Annotated in this window: 24 protein-coding genes; 12 read left to right on the top strand and 12 right to left on the bottom strand. The window is 67.9% G+C overall.

Annotated features, from left to right (window positions below; all coding sequences use genetic code 11):
• Positions 1 to 2 precede the first annotated feature (2 nt).
• Positions 3 to 1052 (top strand): hypothetical protein, encoded by a 1050-nt coding sequence (locus AC1DMQ_RS15675; RefSeq protein ID WP_477034481.1) that lies wholly within the window; start codon positions 3 to 5, stop codon positions 1050 to 1052.
• Between the two features lie 3 nt (positions 1053 to 1055).
• Here AC1DMQ_RS15675 and AC1DMQ_RS15670 read toward each other — a convergent pair whose 3' ends face one another.
• The 3 genes from AC1DMQ_RS15670 to AC1DMQ_RS15660 are packed head-to-tail and all read right to left on the bottom strand — an operon-like array spanning position 1056 to position 3110.
• Positions 1056 to 1592, bottom strand: coding sequence for a hypothetical protein (locus tag AC1DMQ_RS15670; protein ID WP_477034480.1), 537 nt, complete (start codon positions 1590 to 1592; stop codon positions 1056 to 1058).
• Between the two features lie 41 nt (positions 1593 to 1633).
• Positions 1634 to 2068, bottom strand: a complete 435-nt coding sequence (locus AC1DMQ_RS15665) for an HIT domain-containing protein (RefSeq protein WP_477034479.1) — start codon at positions 2066 to 2068, stop codon at positions 1634 to 1636.
• Positions 2061 to 3110: a MaoC family dehydratase gene (locus AC1DMQ_RS15660; RefSeq protein ID WP_477034478.1), complete on the bottom strand. Its 1050-nt coding sequence runs from the start codon at positions 3108 to 3110 to the stop codon at positions 2061 to 2063. The genes AC1DMQ_RS15665 and AC1DMQ_RS15660 overlap by 8 nt, the downstream gene beginning before the upstream one ends.
• Positions 3111 to 3244: 134 nt before the next feature.
• Here AC1DMQ_RS15660 and mdh point away from each other — a divergent pair, with 134 nt between their 5' ends.
• Entirely contained in the window at positions 3245 to 4207 is a 963-nt protein-coding gene (mdh, locus tag AC1DMQ_RS15655) for a malate dehydrogenase (RefSeq protein ID WP_422181023.1), read from the top strand.
• A 199-nt stretch (positions 4208 to 4406) separates the two neighbouring features.
• Here the strand turns inward: mdh and AC1DMQ_RS15650 are convergent, their stop codons facing one another.
• A complete protein-coding gene (locus tag AC1DMQ_RS15650) occupies positions 4407 to 4847 on the bottom strand; it encodes a CBS domain-containing protein (RefSeq protein WP_477034477.1) in 441 nt (146 codons plus the stop codon).
• A gap of 91 nt (positions 4848 to 4938) precedes the next feature.
• Positions 4939 to 5790 (bottom strand): hypothetical protein, encoded by an 852-nt coding sequence (locus tag AC1DMQ_RS15645; protein WP_477034476.1) that lies wholly within the window; start codon positions 5788 to 5790, stop codon positions 4939 to 4941.
• Positions 5791 to 5923: 133 nt separating this feature from the next.
• Between AC1DMQ_RS15645 and AC1DMQ_RS15640 the strand changes: the two genes are divergently transcribed.
• The 6 genes from AC1DMQ_RS15640 (at position 5924) to AC1DMQ_RS15615 (ending at position 12024) form a co-directional block, all read left to right on the top strand.
• Positions 5924 to 6430, top strand: a complete 507-nt coding sequence (locus AC1DMQ_RS15640; RefSeq protein WP_477034475.1) for a DUF1993 domain-containing protein — start codon at positions 5924 to 5926, stop codon at positions 6428 to 6430.
• 336 nt (positions 6431 to 6766) lie between these two features.
• Positions 6767 to 9187, top strand: a complete 2421-nt coding sequence (locus AC1DMQ_RS15635) for an FtsK/SpoIIIE family DNA translocase (RefSeq protein WP_477034474.1) — start codon at positions 6767 to 6769, stop codon at positions 9185 to 9187.
• Positions 9188 to 9375: 188 nt separating this feature from the next.
• Positions 9376 to 10029, top strand: a complete 654-nt coding sequence (locus AC1DMQ_RS15630) for an outer-membrane lipoprotein carrier protein LolA (RefSeq protein WP_477034473.1) — start codon at positions 9376 to 9378, stop codon at positions 10027 to 10029.
• Between the two features lie 257 nt (positions 10030 to 10286).
• A complete protein-coding gene (locus AC1DMQ_RS15625; protein ID WP_477034472.1) occupies positions 10287 to 11093 on the top strand; it encodes an exodeoxyribonuclease III in 807 nt (268 codons plus the stop codon).
• 114 nt (positions 11094 to 11207) lie between these two features.
• On the top strand, positions 11208 to 11558 hold the full coding sequence (locus AC1DMQ_RS15620; protein WP_477034510.1) for an ArsR/SmtB family transcription factor: 351 nt from the start codon (positions 11208 to 11210) through the stop codon (positions 11556 to 11558).
• Positions 11551 to 12024, top strand: coding sequence for an SRPBCC family protein (locus tag AC1DMQ_RS15615; RefSeq protein ID WP_477034471.1), 474 nt, complete (start codon positions 11551 to 11553; stop codon positions 12022 to 12024). The genes AC1DMQ_RS15620 and AC1DMQ_RS15615 overlap by 8 nt, the downstream gene beginning before the upstream one ends.
• 10 nt (positions 12025 to 12034) lie before the next feature.
• Here AC1DMQ_RS15615 and dnaQ read toward each other — a convergent pair whose 3' ends face one another.
• Genes dnaQ through AC1DMQ_RS15590 form a run of 5 tightly spaced genes read right to left on the bottom strand, consistent with a single transcriptional unit; the run spans position 12035 to position 15730 of the window.
• On the bottom strand, positions 12035 to 12751 hold the full coding sequence (gene dnaQ / locus AC1DMQ_RS15610; protein ID WP_477034470.1) for a DNA polymerase III subunit epsilon: 717 nt from the start codon (positions 12749 to 12751) through the stop codon (positions 12035 to 12037).
• Between the two features lie 6 nt (positions 12752 to 12757).
• Positions 12758 to 13381 carry a dephospho-CoA kinase gene (gene coaE / locus AC1DMQ_RS15605; protein ID WP_477034469.1) on the bottom strand — a complete coding sequence of 208 codons (624 nt, stop codon included), beginning with the start codon at positions 13379 to 13381 and terminating at the stop codon, positions 12758 to 12760.
• Positions 13378 to 14235 carry a shikimate dehydrogenase gene (gene aroE, locus AC1DMQ_RS15600; protein WP_477034468.1) on the bottom strand — a complete coding sequence of 286 codons (858 nt, stop codon included), beginning with the start codon at positions 14233 to 14235 and terminating at the stop codon, positions 13378 to 13380. Before aroE ends, coaE begins: the two co-directional genes overlap by 4 nt.
• Positions 14232 to 14831 (bottom strand): Maf family protein, encoded by a 600-nt coding sequence (locus AC1DMQ_RS15595; protein ID WP_477034467.1) that lies wholly within the window; start codon positions 14829 to 14831, stop codon positions 14232 to 14234. Before AC1DMQ_RS15595 ends, aroE begins: the two co-directional genes overlap by 4 nt.
• Positions 14828 to 15730: a pyruvate, water dikinase regulatory protein gene (locus AC1DMQ_RS15590; protein ID WP_477034466.1), complete on the bottom strand. Its 903-nt coding sequence runs from the start codon at positions 15728 to 15730 to the stop codon at positions 14828 to 14830. Before AC1DMQ_RS15590 ends, AC1DMQ_RS15595 begins: the two co-directional genes overlap by 4 nt.
• A 455-nt stretch (positions 15731 to 16185) precedes the next feature.
• Here AC1DMQ_RS15590 and hemE point away from each other — a divergent pair, with 455 nt between their 5' ends.
• The 4 genes from hemE to rho all read left to right on the top strand — a co-directional run bounded on the left by hemE (position 16186) and on the right by rho (position 20405).
• Positions 16186 to 17214 carry a uroporphyrinogen decarboxylase gene (hemE, locus tag AC1DMQ_RS15585; RefSeq protein WP_477034465.1) on the top strand — a complete coding sequence of 343 codons (1029 nt, stop codon included), beginning with the start codon at positions 16186 to 16188 and terminating at the stop codon, positions 17212 to 17214.
• A complete protein-coding gene (gene hemH, locus AC1DMQ_RS15580; protein ID WP_477034464.1) occupies positions 17211 to 18254 on the top strand; it encodes a ferrochelatase in 1044 nt (347 codons plus the stop codon). The genes hemE and hemH overlap by 4 nt, the downstream gene beginning before the upstream one ends.
• Positions 18251 to 18718, top strand: coding sequence for a CopD family protein (locus AC1DMQ_RS15575; protein ID WP_477034463.1), 468 nt, complete (start codon positions 18251 to 18253; stop codon positions 18716 to 18718). Before hemH ends, AC1DMQ_RS15575 begins: the two co-directional genes overlap by 4 nt.
• A gap of 274 nt (positions 18719 to 18992) precedes the next feature.
• Positions 18993 to 20405: a transcription termination factor Rho gene (rho, locus tag AC1DMQ_RS15570; protein ID WP_477034462.1), complete on the top strand. Its 1413-nt coding sequence runs from the start codon at positions 18993 to 18995 to the stop codon at positions 20403 to 20405.
• Between the two features lie 113 nt (positions 20406 to 20518).
• On the opposite strand, the gene AC1DMQ_RS15565 is transcribed toward rho, so the two are convergent.
• On the bottom strand, positions 20519 to 21484 hold the full coding sequence (locus tag AC1DMQ_RS15565; RefSeq protein WP_477034461.1) for a quinone oxidoreductase family protein: 966 nt from the start codon (positions 21482 to 21484) through the stop codon (positions 20519 to 20521).
• Between the two features lie 5 nt (positions 21485 to 21489).
• On the bottom strand, positions 21490 to 22194 hold the full coding sequence (locus AC1DMQ_RS15560; RefSeq protein ID WP_477034460.1) for a dienelactone hydrolase family protein: 705 nt from the start codon (positions 22192 to 22194) through the stop codon (positions 21490 to 21492).
• Between the last annotated feature and the right edge of the window lie 42 nt (positions 22195 to 22236).

The raw sequence follows: 22236 nt of genomic DNA, 5'->3' as shown, positions 1-22236 counted from the left end.
CGATGCGCGCGCTCCTGATCTCCCTGCTGGCCTTCGCCGCCGCACCCGTTCTGGCTCAAGAGGCGCCGGTCTCGACCGCGCCGGTCGCCAGCCCGCCGGCCCAGGCGGCGCCCGTCGATCCAAACGCCCCGCCCGTCGTGGCCGCCCCGCCCGCCCCGGACGCGGCGGTCTCGGCCGACCAGGCCGTCGACCCCCTGGCTGACCTGATCGCTCAAAGCGGTCCCCAGACCACGGACGAGGAAGAGCCCGCCGCCCAGGCGCCGCAGCCGCCGCACAAGCCGACCGTGCTGCCGATCCCAGCCCCCGAACCGCCGGAAGACGAGATCCCGGGCCACGCCGTGCCCCAGGGCGCCTATGTGCCGATGGCCGAGGCCTACGACCTGCGGGTCAAGGGCTCGATCCTCGCGGCCCAGGGCCTGCAGGGCCCGCTGGACGGCGGCTGGTCGATCACGGGACCGGACGGCGCGCCCCTCTATGCGCTGCAGCTGGTCGACAAGGTCGGCGGCTATGACGGGCTGGAAGGCGCCTGGCGCGACGTGCGCCGGCCCGGGACGGTGGGCTCCACCGGCCTGATCGATTTCGTCGACCGCTCCTACAACGGCTTTCTCGCCCGGTTCTCGCCGCGCCCCGGCCGGCTGGCGACCCTGGACCTGACCCCGCGCGGCGACGGATCCTGGGCCGGCAAGCTCAACGACAACGGCGTCGAGACCCTGGTCACCGCCCGCCGCGTGGCCCAGGCCACCTTGCCGGCGGGCTATGTTCCGGTCGGCCGCGGTCCGGTGATCTGGGGCGCGCCCCGCGCCGCGCCGCGCGTGGTCGCCGAAGCGCCCGCCAAGGGTCCGGCCTGTTCGACCAAGGGCAAGACCGGCAAGGCCCTGAAGGCCGCCAAGGCCAAGTGCGCCGCCGCCGTCAAGAAGGGCGGCAAGGGCAAGGCGACGACGGCCAAGGGCAAGAAGGGCGCGAAGGGCAAGGCCGTGGCGTCGAAGGGCTCGAAAGCCAAGGGCAAGACGACGGCCAAGGGCAAGGCGACGACGAAAAAGAAGAAGCGCTGAGCCCTAGCTTTTCGCCTCGGCCCCGCCCGCTGAGGGAGGTGGCGCGGGACAACCGCCGGGGGCCGCGTCCTGGAATGGGCCAAAACGGAAGTCGAAATGGAATTCGCCCTTGGGCGGGTCGTAGCCGTTCATCCAGTCGAAACGCCCGATGAATCGCGCGTCCGTCACGGCGCCGTTCACACAAGGCGGAGGCTTCGCACAGTATCGAGCGCGCACCCGGATGGGGTCGAACTGGATGCAGTCGCCTTCGCCCGTCAGGACATAGCGATCGTCCGCGATCTCCCAGAGATTCAGGCTGGCCGATCCCGTGCGCAGAGGCAGCTGGCGGCGCTCGCCATTGGCGCCGACCAGGGTGAAGGCGCGCTCGGCCGCCGGCCATTTGGTGTGCCGGTGATCTTCGCGAACCGACACCGTCGCGCCGCTGAAACCGAGTTTGTGATCGGCAACGCGAACGCCGCCGACTCCCTTTGCCCAGCCCGCGCCAGCGAGGGCGCACGTCGCCAGGGCGCTCAATAACATCAGGTTTCGCAGGGGTTTCATCGCCCAAGGTTGAGCGCAAATTCCCGAGCGGCGCAATCGGTCTAGCTGCGCTGAAGTCCAAGCCCCGCCCTAGCCGCCGCGACCGCTCGCTCGAGCATCCCAGCCTCATAAGCCAAACCCGCCGAATGCCCCCACACCGGTCCCGGCCAGGCCGGATCGTCGATCCGGCGGCCCAGGACGTGGACGTGCAGTTGCGGGGTGACGTTGCCCAGGGCGCCGACATTGAGCTTGTCGACCGGCAGGCCCAGGACATCGGCGACGGCGCGGACGACGGCTCCGGCCAGCACCGTTTCCTCCATCAGACGCGCGCGATCGGCGACGGACAGATCCTCCAGCTCGCGCGCCGCGCCGATGCGGGGGATCAGCACCACCCACGGATAGCGGGCGTCCAGCTGCAGGCGGGCGTGGCAGAGCGGCAGCTCGCCCAACTCGACGGAAGTGGCCGTGAAGGCCGGATCGAGGATGAACTCAGCCACGTTTCGGAACCGCCGCCCAATAGTCGAAGTCGAGGATGACGCCGGGAAGGTAGGCGCCGGCCTCGTCCTTGTCCGGGAAATCCGTGCAAGGTCGATCGACGGTCGCCACCAGCCGCAGGCGTAGAGCGCCGATCCCGTGACCCAGGTCGGCCTTGTCCAGCACCTCGCTCCAGGCGAACACCGTGCCGCCGGCGAAATAGGGGCTGACATGGCGCCCGCCGTTGATCGCCAGGATCAGGCCGGCGTTCTGCAGGCCGTTGAACGACAGCGCCTTGGCCGTCGAGATCACCACCCCGCCATAAACCAGCCGCCGGCCCGACGGGTCTTTCGCGCGCTCGAACTGGTTGAAGTGGACCTTGGCGGTGTTCTGCCACAGCCGCGTGGCCATCTGCGCCTCGGCCTCCTCGACGACCATGCCGTCGACGTGGTCGATCTTCTCGCCCACCGCATAGTCCTCGAACGCGTGGGGCGCGCCGGCATGGGCGAAGTCGTATTTCCTGAAGTCCAGGCCGGGCGGCGGCACGAGGTCGGCGGCGGCCACGACCGCGGCCAGCTGTGGGATCGATTGCCCCTCGACCGCCGCGGCCGGGTCGCGCTTGCGCACCATCACCCAGCGCACATAGCTGAGCACGGCCACGCCGCGCTGGTTCACCCCCGTGGTGCGCACATGGACGACGCCGGTCTTGCCGTTGGAGTTCTCCTTCAGCCCGATCACCTCGGATCTCGCCGAAAGGGTGTCGCCCGGATGCACCGGGGCCAGGAACCGGCCCTCGGCGTAGCCCAGATTGGCCACGGCGTTCAGGCTGATGTCCGGAACGGTCTTGCCGAACACCACGTGGAAGGCGACCAGCGGATCGACCGGCGCGGTCTCCAGTCCGCAATCGCGCGCGAAAACATCGGACGAGAACAGCGAAAAGCGTGGCCCGTATAGCGCCGTATACAGCGCCACGTCGCCCGCCGTGATCGTGCGAGGGGTGGCGTGGACGATCACCTGACCCAGGCCGAAGTCCTCGAAATAGTTCCCCGGATCCGTCTTGCTCATCCCCGCATCTCCTTATCGTTGTTCAGGCAGTTTTGCCGCACTGCAGCGAAACGGGAAAGAGGGCTTGAGACTAAGCCTCAGCGGGCGTAGACCGCGCCCCGACATTCATCGTCCACAGCCTTGACGGAGACCCCATGGCTCGCGCGAAGATCGCCCTCATCGGCGCCGGCATGATCGGCGGCACCCTGGCCCACATCGCGGCACGCGAAGAGCTGGGCGACATCCTGCTGTTCGACATCGCCGAAGGCACCCCGCAGGGCAAGGCCCTCGACATCGCCGAAGCCTCGGCCGTGTTCGGCAAGGACATCACGCTGAAGGGCGTCAACGACTACGCCGACATCGCCGGCGCCGACGTCTGCATCGTGACCGCCGGCGTGCCGCGCAAGCCGGGCATGAGCCGCGACGACCTGCTGGGCATCAACCTGAAGGTCATGAAGGCCGTCGGCGAGGGCATCAAGGCCCACGCCCCCAACGCCTTCGTCATCTGCATCACCAACCCGCTCGACGCGATGGTCTGGGCCCTGCAGCAGTTCTCGGGCCTGCCCAAGGAAAAGGTCATCGGCATGGCCGGCGTCCTGGACTCGGCGCGCTTCGCCTACTTCCTGGCCGAAGCCACCGGCGTGTCGGTCGAAGACATCCACGCCTGGACCCTGGGCGGCCACGGCGACGACATGGTGCCGATGGTCCGTCACTCGACGGTCGGCGGCCTGCCGCTGCCGGAACTGGTCAAGCAGGGCTGGCTGACCCAGGAAAAGCTGGACGCCATCGTCGACCGCACCCGCAAGGGCGGCGGCGAGATCGTCGCCCTGCTGAAGACGGGCTCGGCCTTCTACGCCCCGGCGGAATCGGCCATCGCCATGGCGACGTCGTACCTGAAGGACAAGAAGCGCGTCCTGCCGTGCGCCACCTTCCTGACCGGCCAATACGGCCTGGACGGCCTCTATGTCGGCGTGCCGGTCGTGATCGGCGCCGGCGGCGCGGAGAAGATCGTCGAGTTCGAAACCAACGACGCGGAAAAGGCGATGTTCGCCAAGTCCGTCGAGTCGGTGAAGGGCCTGATGGAAGCCTGCAAGGGCATCGACAGCTCGCTGGTCTAGGCGACGCTTCGAACCAGAACGACGAAGGGCGGCTCCGGAAGGAGCCGCCCTTTTTCTTTTCGTGCGGCGAACACTTGCCCCCTACGGGTCGCTTCGCGACCGTCTTCCCCCACAGGGGAAGAGGAGCCGGGTACGCGTCCTCCGCCCCCTATGGGGGCGGACAGACGGCGAAGCCGTCAGGTGGGGGCAAGTGCGTGAGCTACTGCGCGGCGACGCTCGCGTCCGCCGGCTCCGCCGAGATGTCTTCCAGCGTCTTGCCCACCTGCTTGGCGCCGTAGTCCTTGGCCACGTCGCCCAGCGACAGGATGCCGGTCAGGTTTCCGGCCTCGTTGAGCACGACCAGGCGGCGGATCTGGTGGCTGGCCATCTTGGCGGTGGCGTCGGCCAGGACGTCGTCCTCGCGCACGCTCTGCACGTCGCCCTCGCTCATCGCTTCCGAGATGGGCGAATCGAAGCTGCGCCCTTCGGCGACCACGCGCAGGACGATGTCGCGGTCGGTGACCAGGCCGACCACCTTGCCGTTCTCGACGATCGGCACGGCGCCGGTTTCGACATGGGCCATCACCTGGGCGACCTTGCGCACGGTGTCGGTGGGGGCGGCGGTGGAGACCTGGCTGGTCATCGCGTCGCTGACTTTCATGGGGAATGCTCCTGAGGGAGTGAATTGGGACCCCTGAGAAACCCCGCGAGGCGAAGCCCGTTCCGTTAAGGCGGCGCTTGTACGGTCCGAGCTAGGTCGCTTTCTCGCCCAGAGCCTCGCGCGCGGCCGCTTGTTGGGCGGGCAGATCCAGCTTGCGCGCCAGGTCCAGGGCCTCCTGCCGATGGGCGCGCGCCGCCTGGGTCTCGCCCACGGCCTGCTCGGCGTCGGCCAGTGACAGCATGGAATAGGGGACGAAAACCTGGAAGCCGATCCGTTGGCGGATCGCCAGGGACTGCGCCATCAGGTCCCGCGCCCCGACCTTGTCGCCGGCCGCGTCGCGCTCGGCGGCCTGGTGGCGCAGGACGTAGGAGACCTCCAGGTCGCAATGGCCGGCCGTGGCGATCCGCAGGGCTTCGGCCAGGGGCGGACCCGACGTGGCGATGTCGCTGCCGATCTGCGGCATCAGCCCGACGAAGAACTGGGCCTCGGCCTTGAGGCAGGGTTGGGTCAGGCGATCGGCCGCGATGCGATAGGCCGGCTGCAGGCTCATCACGTCGGAGGTTCGGTCGGTTGTCAGGCGCTCGAAATAGTCCGAGGTGGTTTCGCGCAGGCCGATCAGGCCCAGCAGGGCGGGGTCCTGGATGCGCGGCGCCAGGGCCTTGACCGCCGCCGCGACGGACGCCTCGTCCGGACTGATCTTGCCCGACAGCCGCTGGGTCTGGTGGACGCGCATCTGTTGCAGCAGCAGTTGCATGCGGTCTTCCGGGGTTTCGGTCCGCGCCAAGGCCGCGCTCAGCGGCGCGACCGCCGCGTCGAATTTCCCGGCATAGACCGCCCGTTCGGACGCCTGAAGAGCGGCCGGGATCTGGGCCGAGGCGGCGGTCGCGGCCAGCATGGCCGAGGCGGTGAGGACCAGAAGACGTAACGAGGCGACGCGGGTCATGAAGGAGCTCCCCAGGCGGCGGTTCGGAAACCGATGTTCTCCGGATCGAGCGGCACGGTGAAGGCTTTTTCTGGGCGGTCTGGCTCCGGACGACGGCGCGCGTTATGGCTCACGCCCCCGAGCCGGAGTTCCCATGACCATCACCATCCACCAGGCCAGCGTCCCCGTCTTCGTCCAGGGGCTGAAAGGCCTGAAAGGCGTGCTGGCCAAGGCCGCCGCGCACGTTGAGGCGAAGAAACTCGACCCCGACAGCCTGCTGAAGGCCCGGCTGTTCCCCGACATGTTCCCGCTGCTGCGCCAGGCGCAGATCGCCACCGACTTCGCCAAGGGCTGCACCGCGCGCCTGGCCGGTGAGGAAGTGCCGGCCTGGGACGACGTCGAGACCGATTTCGCCGGCCTGATCGCCCGCGTCGACCGCGCCGTCGCCTATGTCGAGGGCCTGGACCCGGCCAAGTTCGAGAACGCCGAGGACCGCGACATCACCCTGACCCGCCGCGGCGAGACCAGCGTGGTCAAGGGCCTGGCCTATCTGCAGACCCAGGCCCAGCCGAACTTCTTCTTCCACCTGACCACCGCCTACGCGATCCTGCGCAAGAACGGCGTCGAGATCGGCAAGAAGGATTATCTGGGCACGGCCTGAGGCCGCGCTTCCGGCGGCGGCTAAGGCCGCCGCCGGAACGCCCATACCAAAGTCGCCAGGGCGGTGAACACCGTCGCGACCGCCGACAGAATGACCGGCAACTGACTCAAAAGCTCCTTGTCCATGACCGCACCCACTGACCCGCCCACCAGCGGCGGGTTACGCGCCAGAATGACTCCCGGCCACGTCGAGTCCGGACGTATGTTCGCTTTTTGTTCTCATTCATTAGATGATGGACACGCGACCTCAAACCGCACGATCGCCCCATCAGCGTAAACGGCTCTTAACCCTCTTGGGGCACAAGTAGGCGGTTCTACGAGTGCAAGGTGACTTCTGATGGCGCGAGCGGCGCGGCGATCGAGCGTTGAACTGGTCTGGGACGCGGTGCGCTACGGCTGGGCCCAGCCGTGGTCGGCGCGGTTCAGGGGCGGCGTGATCTGCGTGGTCGGCGCGGGCCTGCTGCTGTCGGTCGCCACCTACAACGCCGCCGATCCCAGCCTGAACGCCGCCACCGGCCTGCCGGCCACCAACGCCCTGGGGGGCGCCGGCGCGGCCCTGGCCGACATCGTCATGCAGTCGATGGGCCTGGCCGGCTGGATGGCCGCCGCCCTGATGCTGGTGTTCGGCATGTCGCGCGTCACCCAGCCCGATCCGGCCGCCCACCGCCGCGACCTGCGGTTCCGCGCCCTGGTCGGCGGCCTGGGCCTGCTGGCCCTGTCCGGTCTGCTGGCCGCCCCGCCGACCCCCGCCGCCTGGAAGCTGGCCCGCGGCCTGGGCGGGTTCTGGGGCGACGGCCTGCTGAACCTGCTCGCCGGCCTGCTCGGCTTCGCCCGTCTGCCCGGCGCCCACCTGATCGCCGCCCTGCTGCTGGCGATCGGCGCCGCGGTGGCCCTGGGCTACGCCATCGGCGTCCGCCGCATCGACCCCGAGGCGATCGGCGACCTGATCCACGGCCTGATGCAGCCGCGCGAACGCGCCGCCGCGCCCGTCTCGGCCCCGCAACCCGAACCCGCCGCCCGCCCCCGCGCCCCGCGCAAGGCCGCAGCGCCGGCCATCGAGATCGAGCCCGAAGCCGCGCCCCGCAAGGCCGCCGCCAAGCCGGCCAAGGCCGCGCCGCCGCCGGTCGAGGACGACGACGCCTTCGAGCCCAGCTTCGAAGTCCGCCCCCTGGCCATCGCCCAGCCCAAGGTCCCCGGCAAGTCCAACGCACGCGAACAACGCGAACAGCAGAAGGCCTTCGACTTCGACGCCGAGGGCTTCCAGCTGCCCGAGCTGGCCATGCTGGCCAAGCCCAAGCCGCGCTCGGCCGAGTTCGACGAGGAGGCCCTGCGCCAGAACGCCCGCCTGCTGGAAAGCGTGCTGGCCGAGTTCGGCGTGCGCGGCCAGATCGACCAGATCCGCCCCGGCCCCGTGGTCACCATGTACGAGCTGGTGCCGGCCGCCGGCACCAAGACCGCCCGGGTCGTGGCCCTGGCCGACGACATCGCCCGCTCGATGAGCGTGATCTCGTGCCGCGTGGCCGTGGCCCAGGGCCGCAACGCCATCGGCATCGAGATGCCCAACTCGCGCCGCGAGACCGTCTATCTGCGCGACCTGCTGTCGTCGTCCGACTACGACAAGGCCACCCACATCCTGCCCATGGCCCTGGGCGAGACGATCGGCGGCGAGACCTACATCGCCGACCTGGCCAAGATGCCCCACCTGCTGATCGCCGGCACCACCGGCTCGGGCAAGTCGGTCGGCGTCAACGCCATGATCCTGTCGATCCTCTACAAGCTGCCGCCCGAGAAGTGCCGCTTCATCATGATCGACCCGAAGATGCTGGAGCTCAGTGTCTATGACGGCATCCCCCACCTGCTGGCCCCGGTCGTCACCGATCCCAAGAAGGCGGTCGTCGCCCTGAAGTGGACGGTGCGCGAGATGGAGGATCGCTATCGCCGGATGTCGAAGATCGGCGTGCGCAACATCGGCGGCTTCAACGAGAAGGCCAACGAGGCCCTGGAGAAGGGCGAGCACTTCGAGCGGACCGTCCAGACCGGCTTCGACGACGCCGGCCGCCCGATCTACGAGACCGAAAAGATCCGTCCCGAGCCCATGCCCTACCTGGTCGTGGTGATCGACGAGGTCGCCGACCTGATGATGGTGGCCGGCAAGGACATCGAAGGCGCCGTCCAGCGCCTGGCCCAGATGGCCCGCGCCGCCGGCATCCACCTGATCATGGCCACCCAGCGTCCGTCGGTCGACGTGATCACCGGCACCATCAAGGCCAACTTCCCGACCCGGATCAGCTTCCAGGTCACCAGCAAGATCGACGCCCGCACCATCCTGGGCGAGCAGGGCGCCGAGCAGCTGCTGGGCCAGGGCGATATGCTGTACATGGCCGGCGGCGGCCGCATCACCCGCCTGCACGGCCCGTTCGTGTCGGACGGCGAGGTCGAGGCCGTGGCCAAGTTCCTGCGCGACCAGGGCATTCCCAACTACCTGGAAGAAGTCACCGCCGGCGGCGACGAGGAACAGGAAGAGGCCGTCGAGGGCGCGTTCGCCGGCGAGGGCGGGGCCAACGACCTCTACGATCACGCCGTGGCGGTGGTCACCCGCGACCGCAAGGCCTCGACCAGCTACATCCAGCGCCGCCTGCAGATCGGCTACAACCGCGCCGCCTCGCTGATGGAGCGGATGGAGAAGGAAGGCGTCGTCGGCGCCGCCAACCACGCCGGCAAGCGCGAAATCCTGGCCCCGCCGCCGCCTCCGATGTGATCAGCTGATGGGGACATGCACATGTGCATGTCCCCGCGCCTCCGGAAACCTAGGCCGTTCGACCGCGTTTCTCCTGCCTCCAACCTCCCGAACCTGAACGACGCTTCATCGGAGCGCCGGAAAATGGTCGCGCCGTGGCCTTTCGTCCGACGCGCGGGCAGGGCAAAGGTTGGAGCCTAGGAGATCGCATGACCACCACGACCCCGACCCGTCGCCTGATCCTCGCCGCCGCCGGCTTTGGCCTGGCCGCCGCCGTGACCGGCCAAGCCCTCGCCGCCCAACCACCGGCGGCCAAGCTCTCGGCCGAGGACCAGGCCCTGGTCGACAAGGCCACCGCCTATATCCAGGCGCTGGGCTCGGCCAAGGGCCGTTTCGTCCAGACCGACGCGCGGGGAACCCAGACCCAAGGCGACTTCTATCTGCAGCGTCCGGGCAAGGCCCGCTTCGCCTATGACGGCCCCAACGGGCTGCTGGTCGTCAGCAACGGCAGCGCCGTCAATATCTTCGACCCCCGGCTGAAGACCTTCGAGAGCTATCCGCTGAGCCGCACGCCCCTGGTCCTGCTGCTGGCCCGCGAGGTGCGGCTGGATCGCGGCGTGACCATCACCGGCGTGCGCAAGCTGTCGGACGGCTTCACGATCACCGCCGTCGACGCCAAGCGCCAGACCCTGGGCCGCATCGCCCTGGACTTCAGCAACGCGCCCGCCCTGATCGGCTGGACCGTCACCGACGTGAAGGGCGGCGAGACCCGCGTGCGCCTGGTGGACTTCGAAAAGACCACGGGCCTGGACCCGAAACTTTTCGTCCTAACCGATCCGAGGCGCCGGGTCGGCAAGCCCTAGTTGTATTTAGGCCATTCGACACGGCCGAAATGCGACAATTTCACAACATGCAAGATGTTAACGCGATTGTCCTTGACTTAGATTCCTGGCGTGGCAGATTTAACACGCATGGCGAGGAGCGCCCGACCCGCTCTTCGCAACCGTGCCGGACCTATCCCCTCCCGGCGGCGGCATGAGAGACCCGACTTTCGCCCAGGCGCTGAGCGCCTGGGCGTTTTTCGTTGTGGTTTGGGGATCCCAAGCTCTAGAGGAACGGCATGCGCCTCCGTATCGCCACCTGGAACGTCAATTCCGTCCGCCTGCGCGCCGAGCAGGCCGCCCGCTTCGTCGACGAGCAGGCGCCCGACGTGCTCTGCATGCAGGAGATCAAGTGCCAGGAGGGTGAGTTCCCTCGCGAGGCCTTCGAGGCCATGGGCCTGCCGCACCTGAAGATCGCCGGTCAGAAGGGCTGGCACGGCGTCGCCATCGCCTCACGCCTGCCATTCGAGGACGTGCCGACGCTGATGAACTGCCGCGAGGGCCATGCCCGCTGCGTCGCGGTCAAGGTGGCCGGCGTCGACATCCAGAACTTCTACATCCCGGCTGGCGGCGACACGCCCGATCGCATCGGCAATCCGAAGTTCGACCACAAGCTCGACTTCTATGAGACCCTGACCGCCGCCCTGAAGAAGCGTGATCCCAAGGCGCCGCTGATCGTCACCGGCGACCTGAACATCGCGCCCGGCGAGAACGACGTCTGGAGTCACCGCCAGATGCTGAAGGTTGTCAGCCACACGCCGGCCGAGCTCGAAGCCTTCGACGCAATGATCAAGTCGATGAACCTGCTGGACCTGCCGCGCCTGGCCACGCCCGAGCCGGAAAAGCTGTTCAGTTGGTGGAGCTATCGCGCCGCCGATTTCCGCAAGTCCAACCGCGGCCTGCGCCTGGACCACATCCTGGCCAGCCCCGGCCTGCGCGACGCGGCGATCGTCGACGGCAAGGTCACCGCCAAGGTCCACGACACGGTCCGTGAATGGGAACGCCCCAGCGACCACGCGCCGGTCACGGCGGATCTGCGAGTCTAGCGCCCGCCCTCCATCCCGTTCGACCCCAGGAAGGTCCGCCTGTAGCCGGTCAGTCGGCGACCAGGCTCGGCCGCCTCTTGCATGTCGCAAATCCGCGCGCTAATACTGAACCACATGGTTCAGTATACGATAGATCGCCTCGATGCTTCGTTCGCCGCGCTCTCGGACGCCACTCGACGCGGCGTCCTGGAGCAGCTCGGACGTTCGGACGCCTCGATCACGGAGCTCGCCGACAAGTTCCACATGACCCTCACGGGCATGAAGAAGCACGTCGGCGTCCTGGAGCATGCGGGGTTCGTCACGACGCAGAAGGTCGGGCGGGTGCGCACCTGCCGGCTCGGCGTGCGCAGGCTCGAGGAAGAGGCGGCCTGGATCGAAAGCTATCGACAGCTTTGGGCCACGCGCTTCGACGCGCTGGACGGGATTGTCGAGGATTTGAAACGCAGGGAGAAAATCGATGACTAACCACACGGCGATCGACCGGAAGTCCGAGCGCGAGCTCGTGGTCACCCGCACCTTTAACGCCCCCGCCCGCATCGTGTTCGAGGCGTGGACCAGGTCCGACCTGTTCAAGCTCTGGTGGGTCCCGAAATCGTTGGGAATGAACCTGCGGTCCTGCGAGCTGGATGTTCGGGTCGGAGGCGGCTACCGCCTCGAATTCGGACACGACGCCGCGAACACCATGGCCTTTTTCGGCAAGTACATCGAAGTGACGCCGCCCTCGCGCCTCGTCTGGACCAACGACGAGAGTGAAGACGGCCCCGTGACCACGGTCACCTTCGAGGAAAAGGACGGCCAGACGTTGCTGGTCCTGCACGAACTCTATCCTTCGAAGGAGGCCCTCGACGCGTCCGCCGGAGCGGCGGATGGGCTGCCTGAGCAGTTCGAACAGCTGGACGCGCTGCTCGTCACCTTGGGCGAAAGCGCGTAACGCCGCGAGCTCAGCCCTCGGCCACGACCCCCACGCCGAACTGTAGCCAGACGGCCTTGTCCTTGAGGTTCTTCTGGATGAAGGCGGCGTGGATCTCGCGCTCTTCCTCGGTCGAGCGCGGGGCCAGGGGCCGGGGTCGGGCGCCGTACGAACCCTGGCGGGCGGCCGAGACGGCGGTGACGGCGACCACCTGGGTCAACTCCAGCGCCCGTTCCTTGCCGCCCTGCAGCTCGAGATAGACCTCGGCCAGCAGGTGGGCGTCGATCAGGGCGCCGTGCTTGTCGCGGCTGTCCAGGCTGATCTTGAAACGCTTACAGAGCGCGTCGAGCGAGTTGTACATGCCCGGGAAGCGCTTCTTGGCCATGGCCAGGGTGTCGACCCAGCGGCTTTCCGGCAGCGGGCCGCGATTGCACTTCTCCAGCTCGAAATTGACGAAGCTGCGGTCGAAGGCGGCGTTGTGGGCGATCACCGGCGAATCGCCGACGAATTCCAGGAACCGGTCGGCGATCTCGTGGAACTTCGGCTTGCCGGTCAGAAACTCGGACGACAGGCCGTGCACCTTCTGGGCCTCGGCCGGCATGTCGCGCAGCGGGTCGCAATACTCATGGAACGACTTGCCCGTGGGCATGTAGTCGACCACCTCGATGCAGCCGATTTCGACCAGCCGATCGCCGGTCTTGGGGTCGAAGCCGGTGGTTTCGGTATCGAGGATGATTTCCCGCGCCATCGGATTTCAATGACCCTGTTCGCCGCCGCCTTCAAGCGGGGCCGCGGCCCTAAGGCTGGTCAGGATGTCGCGGACCTGGCCGCGGGCGGCGTCCAGGCCCCGGCCGGTGTCGATGACGAAATCGGCCCGGGCGCGCTTTTCGGCATCCGGAGTCTGGCGGGCCAGGATGGCCTCGAACTTGGCGGGATCCATGCCCGTCCGCGCCAGAACCCGCTGGCGCTGGATCTCGGCCGGGGCGGAGACCACCACCACCTTGTCGACCTTCTTCTCGCCGCCGGTTTCGTAGAGCAGGGGGATGTCGAGCACGACGATGTCGGCGCCCTGGGCCTTGGCGTCCTCGAAGAAGCCGATCCGATGGGCGCCGACCAGCGGATGGACGATCGATTCCAGCACCGCCAAGGCCTCGGAATTGCCCATCACCGCCGCGCTGAGCCGGGTGCGGTCGATGGCCCCGTCGACCACCACGCCCGGAAAGGCTGCCTCGACCGGCGCGACCGCGGCCCCACCGGTGGCGTAGAGCGCATGGACGGCGGCGTCGGAATCGTAGACCGGCACGCCGGCCTCGACGAACATCCTGGCCGTCGTCGATTTGCCCATGCCGATGGAGCCGGTGAGGCCCAGGACGATCATTTCGCAGCGTCCCCGATCTGGGCCAGGGCCAGGGCACGGACGTCGACCTGCGCCGGCGGCGTCACGCCGAAGAAGGCCTCGAAGCTGGGAACCGCCTGGCGCAGCAGCATCTCCAGCCCGTCCACCGTGCGGCGGCCGGCGGTTTCGGCGCGGTTCAAGAACTCGGTGCGCAGCGGCTTGTAGACCATGTCGACGACCACGGCGTTTTTCGGCGTCAGCTCCAGGCGCGCGGCGGGACCCGCGCCGCCGCCCAGGCCCAACGAGGTGGCGTTGATCACCAGGCCGGCCTGGGAGAGCAGGGCGTCCAGCTCGTCCTCCGACGCGGCCTCGACCACGCCGCCGATCGAGACGGCGATGGCCTCGGCGCGGACGAAAGTGCGGTTGACGATGCTGACGCGCGGGGCGCCGGCCAGGGCCAGGGCGGCGGCCGCGCCCCGGGCCGCGCCGCCCGCGCCCAGGATCACCACCGGCGACGACGTCAGGTCGAAGCCCGGCGCCTGGATGGCGATGGCCCCGATCAGGCCGGGACCGTCGGTGTTGTCGGCCGTGATCGTGCCGTCGGTCTCGAAGATCAGCAGGTTGGCCGCGCCGGCCAGCTTGGCCAGGTCGCTGCAGCGGTCGGCGCAGGCCAGGGCCTGCTCCTTGAACGGGATGGTGACGTTGAGACCCCGGATCGCCCCGCCGCGCAGGCCCTCGACGAAGGTCTCGAAATTGTCCTCGCCCGGGGCGAACGGCACGTAGGCGGCGTTCAGCCCGGCCGCCGCGATCCAGGCGTTGTGGATCACCGGGCTCATCGAGTGGCGGATCGGCTGGCCGCAGACGCCGGCGACGATCGCGGCTCCCGTAATACTCATGCCTCGAGAGCTCCGTGAAGGCGCAGGAAATCGAACAGGCCCACCACGGGCAGGCCGAGGATGGCGAAATAGTCGCCATCGATGCGGTCGAACATCTGCACCCCCTCGCCCTCGAGGAAGTAGCAGCCGACCGAGGACAGGACGTCAGGCGCGTTGCGCTGCAGATAACCTTCCAGCCAGGCGTCGCTGAAATCGCGGACCGACAGCTTTGTGGTCTCGACCACCCGCCAGATCGGCCGGCCGTCACGGGCCACGACCACGGCCGAGTGCAGCTTGTGGACCTTGCCGCGCAGCTCCTTCAGCCGCTCGCGGGCGGCCTCGACCGTGTCGACCTTGTCGAACAGGGCGCCGTCCAGCTCCAGCGTCTGGTCCGAGCCGATCACCAGGCCAGGGCGCTTGGTCGAGACCTTGAACGCCTTCAGCTCGGCCAGGGCGTCGGCCACTTCGCGCGGCGAAGCGCCTTCGGCCAGGAGGCCGGCCTTGGCGGACTCCTCGTCGACGCCCGAACCGACCGCTTCGAAGGCGACGCCCGCGTTGCGCAGGATCGCCTGGCGCGCCGAGCTGGTGGACGCCAGGGTAATGGGGGGAGGGCTCATCCCAGCACCTCGACCTGGCCGCGGCCGCCAGACAGCAGGTTGATGATCGCCGCCGCCGTCTCCTCGACCGACCGCCGGGTGACGTCGATGATCGGCCAGCCCTGGCGCTCGAACAGCCGGCGGGCGCCGATGATCTCCTGCCGCACCGCATCGGTGTCGATATAGTCGCTCTCGCGGTTCTCCTTCAGCGACAGCAGGCGGTTGCGGCGGATCTGGATCAGCCGCTCGGGCGAGGTCATCAGCCCGACGATCAGGGTGTTCTTCAGGGTGAACAGCTCCTCGGGCGGCGGCCGGCCGGGCACCAGCGGCACGTTGGCGGCGCGCACGCCGCGGTGGGCCAGGTAGATGCAGGTCGGGGTCTTGGAGGTGCGCGACACGCCGACCAGGATCACGTCTGCCTGGGTCAGGTCCTGGCCGCCCTGGCCGTCGTCGTGGGCGATGGCGTAGTCCAGCGCCTCGATCCGATCGAAATAGTCGTTGTTCAGCGCGTGCTGGGCGCCGACCCGGGTGGAGATCCGCGCGCCCAGATAGCGCGACATGGCGCTGACCACCGGATCGAGGGCGGCGATGCACGGCATCTCCAGCCGCCGGCAGCCTTCCTCCAGGGCCGAGCGCAGGTTCGGGTCGATGATGGTGTGCATGACCACCCCCGGCGCGCCGGCGATTTCCTCCAGCGCCCGGTCGAGTTGGCGCGTGGAACGGACAAGGGCGTAGATGTGTTCAATCGGCAGGATATCGGTGAAACGGGCGCAAACGGCGCGCGCCATGGCGTTCAACGTCTCGCCCGTGGAGTCCGACACCAGGTGAATGTGGAAGTAGGTCGCGAAGCGCGGCGCGGCTCTTTCACCCTCAGGGGCGCCAGCTTCCTGTGGATCATCCGTTAACGGTTGCTTAACCACTGGCTTGGCCCCTGGGGATGAGCGGGGGTGAATCCCGGCTCGTTACGGCGCGTCGAACTGACCCTGTGTTAAACGGTCACATTGATGCCGGACAATCCCCAGTCTCGGATGACCTCCACAGCCGGTGCGTTTCCGATTCCCCCAAAGGCGGGATGAGCGAACGCTCATGGTTACGGCGCCGTTAGCCATCTTAACGTTTCATTAGGAATTACGAAGCGCTAGCGGACTATCCCCATAGTTCACAGGCTCGCGCCCACATGTGGGTCACGCTTGGATGGATTTCGGATGGTCGGGGGGCATGGTGCGCCGCACGCGGGTTTTCCCCGTTAGGCACTTGCTCACCATCTCCTACAGTCTTCCTTAAAATCTTCTTAAAGAGAGAAGGAAGAAGGGAAGAAGGCCTCCGGGGAGATACGGGCTTGAGCCCACGGGCCTGACGGGATTTAAGGCCTGACATGACCTCGCTCCAGAAGCCCAAGCTCCTTTCCGTCCTGGATGGCCAAAAGGCCGAACGTCCGCCCGTGTGGTTCATGCGGCAGGCCGGACGCTATCTGCCGGAGTATCGGGCCGTTCGCGCCACCGAGCCGACCTTCATCGATTTCTGCCTGAACCCGGAGAAGGCCGCCGAGGTCACCCTGCAACCCATGCGGCGGTTTCCGTACGACGCGGCCATCGTCTTCGCCGACATCCTGTTGATCCCCCAGGCCTTGGGCCAGAAGGTGTGGTTCGAGGCGGGCGAGGGTCCCAAGCTGGGCGAGCTCCCGTCGATCGAGTCGATGCGCGAGCTGACGGGCCAGGCCGGCCAGGCGCTGGGCGCCGTGGGCGAGACCCTGAGCCGCGTACGTTCGGCCCTGGAGCCTGAGCGGACCCTGATCGGTTTCGCCGGCGCGCCCTGGACCGTGGCGACCTACATGATCGAAGGCGGCTCCAGCGATCGCTCCGGCGCGCGGACCTACGCCTACCAGAACGCCGAGAAGCTCGACGCCCTGATCCAGGTGCTGGTCGACGCGACCATCGACTACCTGGCCATGCAGGCGGCGTCGGGCGCCCAGGTGCTGAAGCTGTTCGAGAGCTGGGCCGAGGGCCTGTCCGAGCCGCTGTTCGACCGCCTGGTGACCAAGCCGCACACCGCGATCATCGAAGGCCTGCGCGCCAAGGGCGTGACCACGCCGGTGATCGGCTTCCCGCGCGGAGCCGGCACGCTGGTCGAGACCTACGCCAAGCTGGCGCCCGTTCAGGGCGTGGCGCTGGACACCCAGGCCTCCGCGGCGCTGGGCCAGTCCATCCAGAAGACCAAGGCCATCCAGGGCGCGCTGGATCCCCTGCTGCTGCGGGCCGGCGGCGACGCCCTGCTGGCGCGGGTCGACCAGCTCCTGGAACAGTGGGGGCAGAGTCCCTACATCTTCAACCTGGGTCACGGCATCCTGCCCGACACGCCGATCGCCCACGTCGAGGCGGTGCTGGCGCGGGTCACCGGCAAGTGACCAAGCGCATAGCCGTCGTCCTGTTCAATCTGGGCGGGCCTGATGGGCCGGACGCGGTGCGACCGTTCCTGTTCAACCTGTTTCGCGACAAGGCGATCATCGGCCTGCCGGCGCCCCTGCGCTATCCGATCGCCGCCTTGATCGCCGGGACGCGCGCCAAGTTGGCCAAGGAAAACTACGCCCTGATGGGCGGCGGCTCGCCCTTGTTGCCGGAGACCGAAAAGCAGGCGAGGGCGCTTGAGGCGGACCTGGCCGCGCGCTTCCCGGACGCCGAGACCCGCTGCTTCGTCGCCATGCGCTACTGGAAGCCGCTGACCAACCAGACGGTCAAGGCCGTGAAGGCCTTCGCCCCGGACGAGGTCGTGCTGCTGCCGCTCTATCCGCAATATTCGTCGACCACGACCGGCTCGTCGCTGAAGGCGTGGAAACGGGCCTATCGCAAGGGTCCCGGCCGGGTCTCGACCGTCTGCTGCTATCCGGTGAACGAAGATCTGGTTCAGGCCCATGCCGACCTGATCAAGGCGGCCTACGACAAGGCCGGAGGTCCCGGTCCGGCGCGCCTGCTGTTCTCGGCTCACGGCTTGCCCGAGAAGGTGATCCTGGGCGGCGATCCCTATCAGCAGCAGATCGAGGCCACCGCCGCGGCGGTGGCCGCCAGGCTCGGCGAAGGTTGGGACTGGCGGGTGACCTATCAGAGCCGCGTCGGTCCGATGAAGTGGATCGGGCCCTCGACCGAGGACGAGATCAAGGCCGCCAGCAAACAGGGCCTGGCGCTGGTGGTCACGCCGATCGCCTTCGTCTCCGAGCACATCGAGACCCTGGTCGAGCTGGATCACGAATACCGCCAGGTGGCGTTCGAGGCCGGCTGCCCGGTCTATGTCCGCGTGCCGGCCCTGGGTGTGACGCCGGGCTTCATCGCCGGCCTCGGCCGCACCATCCAAGGCGCCCTTGGCGCGCCCGATCGCCTGGTCACCGGCTGCGCCTGGCGCTGCGGCGGCGACCGCACCCAATGTCCGAACAAGCAGGGAGCTTCGGCGTGATCGATTTCCTGGCCCCGCATTTTGACCTGATCCGCGGACTGCACATCATCTTCGTGATGGCCTGGATCGCCGGCATGCTGATCCTGCCGCGTCTGTTCGTCTATCACATGAAGGCCGAGCCCGGCTCGGACATGGACGCGACGTTCAAGCTGGCCGAGCTGCGCACCCTGCGGATCATCATCAATCCGGCGATGATCCTGGCCCTGCTGATGGGCTTGCTGCTGGCGGCGATCGACGCCGAGCGGCTGGGCCACGACTTCTTCCTCAAGCCCTGGGCCCTGACCAAGATCGCGGCCCTGATCTTCCTGTTCGCCTGGCACGGCTTCGTCTCCAAGGCTCGCCGCCAGTTCGCCGCCGGGACCAACACCCGCTCGGAAAAGTTCTGGCGGATGACCAACGAGCTGCCGTTCCTGGCGGCGATCGTCATCGTCCTGTCGGTGACGACCAAGTTTCTGGGCCACTAGCCCAGGCGGCGATCCGGGCGGCTTCGCTTGACCGGCGGGGCCGCTTGTGGTTCCCATCCAGGCAGACATGTCGCCTCGCGGCCTGTTCCCGCCTCTTACGGACCGGCGCTCGTCCTGACGCGCCCCCGGAGCCTCTCGCTTCGAAGGTCTGTCCCCCGATCGATACGCGCCGTCGTCATGGCGCGACCTGCTCGCCGCTTCACCGCGACGAGTCCGTTTTAGAACCAAGGCTCGGCTCGCATCCCCGCGGGCCGCGCGACGTTGAGTGTCAACTATGACCGACCAAACCGAAAACCAATCCGAGACCGAAGAGCCCGTTATCGACACGACGGCCGAGGTCTCCAGCGACCCGCAGGACGCGCCCGAAGGCGACGGCGGCGACGATGAATCCGAAGTGGGCGCCACCGTGGCGGCCATGGGCCTGAAGACCATGTCCCTGCAGGAGCTGAAGGAGAAATCCCCGGCTGACCTGCTGGCGTTCGCCGAGACCTTCGAGGTCGAGAACGCCAACTCCATGCGTAAGCAGGACATGATGTTCGCGATCCTGAAGACCCTCGCCGAGGAAGGCGTGGAGATTTCGGGCTCGGGCACCATGGAAGTCGTGCAGGACGGCTTCGGCTTCCTGCGCTCGCCGGAAGCCAACTATCTTCCGGGTCCTGACGATATCTACGTGTCGCCCTCGCAGATCCGCAAGTTCGGCCTGCGCACCGGCGACACCATCGAGGGCGCCATCCGCTCGCCGCGCGAAGGCGAACGCTACTTCGCCCTGACCGGCGTCTCGAAGATCAATTTCGAGAGCCCGGACAACGTCAAGCACAAGGTCCACTTCGACAACCTGACGCCGCTCTATCCCGAAGAGCGCCTGCACATGGAACTGCCCGATCCGACCATCAAGGATCGCTCGGGCCGGGTCATCGACATCGTCGCCCCGCTGGGCAAGGGCCAGCGCTGCCTGATCGTCGCCCCGCCGCGGGTCGGCAAGACGGTGATGCTGCAGAACATCGCCAAGTCGATCGAGACCAACCACCCCGAGTGCTATCTGATCGTCCTGCTGATCGACGAGCGCCCGGAAGAAGTCACCGACATGCAGCGCACGGTGAAGGGCGAGGTCATCGCTTCGACCTTCGACGAGCCGGCGACCCGCCACGTGCAGGTGGCCGAGATGGTCATCGAGAAGGCCAAGCGCCTGGTCGAGCACAAGCGCGACGTCGTCATCCTGCTGGACTCGGTCACGCGTCTGGGCCGCGCCTACAACACCACCGTCCCGTCGTCGGGCAAGGTGCTGACCGGCGGCGTCGACGCCAACGCCCTGCAGCGCCCCAAGCGCTTCTTCGGCGCGGCGCGGAACGTCGAGGAGGGCGGCTCGCTATCGATCATCGCCACCGCCCTGATCGACACCGGCAGCCGGATGGACGAAGTGATCTTCGAAGAGTTCAAGGGCACCGGTAACTCGGAAATCGTCCTTGATCGTAAGGTGGCTGACAAGCGCATCTTCCCGGCCATCGACGTGCTGAAGTCCGGCACCCGCAAGGAAGAGCTGATCACCCCGCGCGACCAACTGCAGAAGACCTACGTCCTGCGCCGCATCCTCAACCCGATGGGCGCCTCGGACGCTATCGAGTTCCTGCTGGAGAAGATGCGCCAGTCGAAGACCAACGGCGATTTCTTCCAGAGCATGAACACTTAAGCTTGGTGTTTCACGTGAAACACGAAGGGCGGCTGGAGCAATCCAGCCGCCCTTTCTTTTAGCTCCTCCCCTGTGGGGGAGGTGGCCCAAAGGGCCGGAGGTGGAAGTCGCGCCTACGGGATCAGCAGTGTCGCCCCAGTCGTCCGCCGCCCCTCCAGCGCCTCGTGCGCCGCGCGGGCGTCCGCCAGCGGGAACGTCTGCCCGACCTCGATCTTCACCGCGCCCGACGCCAGCACCGCGAACAGGGCCGCCGCGCTTTCGTCCAGCTCGGCCGTCGTGCCGATGTAGTCGAACAGGCGCGGCCGGGTCAGGAACAGCGATTTGGTCCCCAGCTCCAGCGGCGCGATCGCCGGGGCCGGACCGGAGGCGTTGCCGAAGGTCGCCAGGATGCCGCGTCGGCCCAGGCTCTTAAGGCTGGCCTCGAAGGTGTCCTTGCCGACCCCGTCATAGACCACGGCCACGCCTTGGCCGCCGGTGATCTCCGCCACCCGGGCCGCGACGTCCTCCTCGCCGTAGAGGATCACATGGTCGGCGCCGTGATCGCGGGCGAGAGCGGCCTTGGCCTCCGAGCCGACGGTGGCGATCACGGTCGCGCCCAGCGCCTTGGCCCACTGCACCAGGATGGAGCCGACACCGCCCGCCGCTGCGTGGATCAGAACGGTCTGACCCGGTTCGACCTTGTGGCAACGGCGGACCAGGAACTCAGCGGTCATGCCCTTGAGCAGGACGGCCGCGGCGGTCTCCAGGCTGACCGCGTCCGGGACCTTCACCGCGCGGTCGGCCGGAACCACGGCGGCTTCGGCATAGGCGCCGAGCGTCCCGTTATAGGCGACACGGTCGCCGGCCTTGAACCGGGTGACGCCTTCGCCGAGCGCTTCGACGAGGCCCGCCGCTTCCAGTCCAAGGACGGCCGGCATCTTCATCGGGTAGAGGCCGCTGCGGTGATAGGTGTCGATAAAGTTCAGACCCACGGCCTGGTGGCGGACCAGGATCTGGCCGGGACCCGGCGAGGGGACTGGCAGGTCGACGGCCTCGAGCACTTCGGGGCCGCCGGTGCGGACGGCTTGTATGGCCAGCATGACGGTCAGCCCAGGTTGGACTTGAAGAAGGCCAGGCTGCGGGCGTTGGCCCTACCGGCGTCCGCCGCGTCGTAGTGCGCTCCGCCCACCCGGGCAAAGGCGTGGTCGCGGCCGGGATAGGTATGGATCTCGATCTGCGGGTGATCCTTCAGCGCGTCGAGGATCACCTTCTGGGCTTCCTTCGGCACGAACTGGTCTTCCTCGGCGATGTGGATCAGCAGGGGTCGCGCCAGCTTCTCGGCCTCGGCCACGTACTTGTCGGTTCCGACACCGTAGTAGGAGACGCTGGCGTCCGCGTCGGTGCGGGTCGCCGTCAGGAAGGCCAGCAGGCCGCCCAGGCAATAGCCGACCGCGCCGACCTTGCCGTTGACGCCGGGCAGGGCGCGGGTGGCGGCGATCGTCGCGGCGATGTCCGAAACGCCGGCGTCGACGTCGAAGGCGTTGTAGAGCTCGAACGCGCGCTTCCAGTCGGCTTCGCTCTGATCGGTGATGTCGATGCCCGGTTCGATGCGCCAGAACAGGTCGGGACAGACGGCGACGAAGCCCTGGGCGGCGATGTCATCGCAGACGTCGCGCATGACCTTGTTGACGCCGAAGATCTCCTGGATGACGACGATGGCCGGAGCCGACGCTGCCGAAGCCATTGGGGGGCGAGCGACATAGGCCGAGAAGGCGCCGTCGGGGGTGGTGATCGTGAGGGTCTCGGACATGGGGCTCTCCGTATCCAGCAAGGCGTCGATGGGACTTTCGAC

The sequence above is a fragment of the Caulobacter sp. 05L422 genome, assembly GCF_056397765.1.
This window is presented reverse-complemented; position numbering and strand designations above follow the sequence as displayed.

What these genes read in the sequence shown, in the direction of transcription:
- AC1DMQ_RS15675 (WP_477034481.1), top strand. Translation starts at nt 3, where the DNA reads ATGCGCGCGCTCCTGATCTCCCTGCTGGCCTTCGCCGCCGCACCCGTT.
- rho (WP_477034462.1), top strand. Translation starts at nt 18,993, where the DNA reads ATGACCGACCAAACCGAAAACCAATCCGAGACCGAAGAGCCCGTTATC.
- AC1DMQ_RS15670 (WP_477034480.1), bottom strand. Translation starts at nt 1,592, where the DNA reads ATGAAACCCCTGCGAAACCTGATGTTATTGAGCGCCCTGGCGACGTGC.
- AC1DMQ_RS15565 (WP_477034461.1), bottom strand. Translation starts at nt 21,484, where the DNA reads ATGCTGGCCATACAAGCCGTCCGCACCGGCGGCCCCGAAGTGCTCGAG.
- dnaQ (WP_477034470.1), bottom strand. Translation starts at nt 12,751, where the DNA reads ATGGCGCGGGAAATCATCCTCGATACCGAAACCACCGGCTTCGACCCC.
- AC1DMQ_RS15620 (WP_477034510.1), top strand. Translation starts at nt 11,208, where the DNA reads ATGGTTCAGTATACGATAGATCGCCTCGATGCTTCGTTCGCCGCGCTC.
- AC1DMQ_RS15640 (WP_477034475.1), top strand. Translation starts at nt 5,924, where the DNA reads ATGACCATCACCATCCACCAGGCCAGCGTCCCCGTCTTCGTCCAGGGG.
- AC1DMQ_RS15660 (WP_477034478.1), bottom strand. Translation starts at nt 3,110, where the DNA reads ATGAGCAAGACGGATCCGGGGAACTATTTCGAGGACTTCGGCCTGGGT.
- AC1DMQ_RS15615 (WP_477034471.1), top strand. Translation starts at nt 11,551, where the DNA reads ATGACTAACCACACGGCGATCGACCGGAAGTCCGAGCGCGAGCTCGTG.
- AC1DMQ_RS15645 (WP_477034476.1), bottom strand. Translation starts at nt 5,790, where the DNA reads ATGACCCGCGTCGCCTCGTTACGTCTTCTGGTCCTCACCGCCTCGGCC.
- AC1DMQ_RS15650 (WP_477034477.1), bottom strand. Translation starts at nt 4,847, where the DNA reads ATGAAAGTCAGCGACGCGATGACCAGCCAGGTCTCCACCGCCGCCCCC.
- aroE (WP_477034468.1), bottom strand. Translation starts at nt 14,235, where the DNA reads ATGAGTATTACGGGAGCCGCGATCGTCGCCGGCGTCTGCGGCCAGCCG.
- hemE (WP_477034465.1), top strand. Translation starts at nt 16,186, where the DNA reads ATGACCTCGCTCCAGAAGCCCAAGCTCCTTTCCGTCCTGGATGGCCAA.
- AC1DMQ_RS15635 (WP_477034474.1), top strand. Translation starts at nt 6,767, where the DNA reads ATGGCGCGAGCGGCGCGGCGATCGAGCGTTGAACTGGTCTGGGACGCG.
- AC1DMQ_RS15560 (WP_477034460.1), bottom strand. Translation starts at nt 22,194, where the DNA reads ATGTCCGAGACCCTCACGATCACCACCCCCGACGGCGCCTTCTCGGCC.
- mdh (WP_422181023.1), top strand. Translation starts at nt 3,245, where the DNA reads ATGGCTCGCGCGAAGATCGCCCTCATCGGCGCCGGCATGATCGGCGGC.
- AC1DMQ_RS15595 (WP_477034467.1), bottom strand. Translation starts at nt 14,831, where the DNA reads ATGAGCCCTCCCCCCATTACCCTGGCGTCCACCAGCTCGGCGCGCCAG.
- AC1DMQ_RS15625 (WP_477034472.1), top strand. Translation starts at nt 10,287, where the DNA reads ATGCGCCTCCGTATCGCCACCTGGAACGTCAATTCCGTCCGCCTGCGC.
- coaE (WP_477034469.1), bottom strand. Translation starts at nt 13,381, where the DNA reads ATGATCGTCCTGGGCCTCACCGGCTCCATCGGCATGGGCAAATCGACG.
- AC1DMQ_RS15630 (WP_477034473.1), top strand. Translation starts at nt 9,376, where the DNA reads ATGACCACCACGACCCCGACCCGTCGCCTGATCCTCGCCGCCGCCGGC.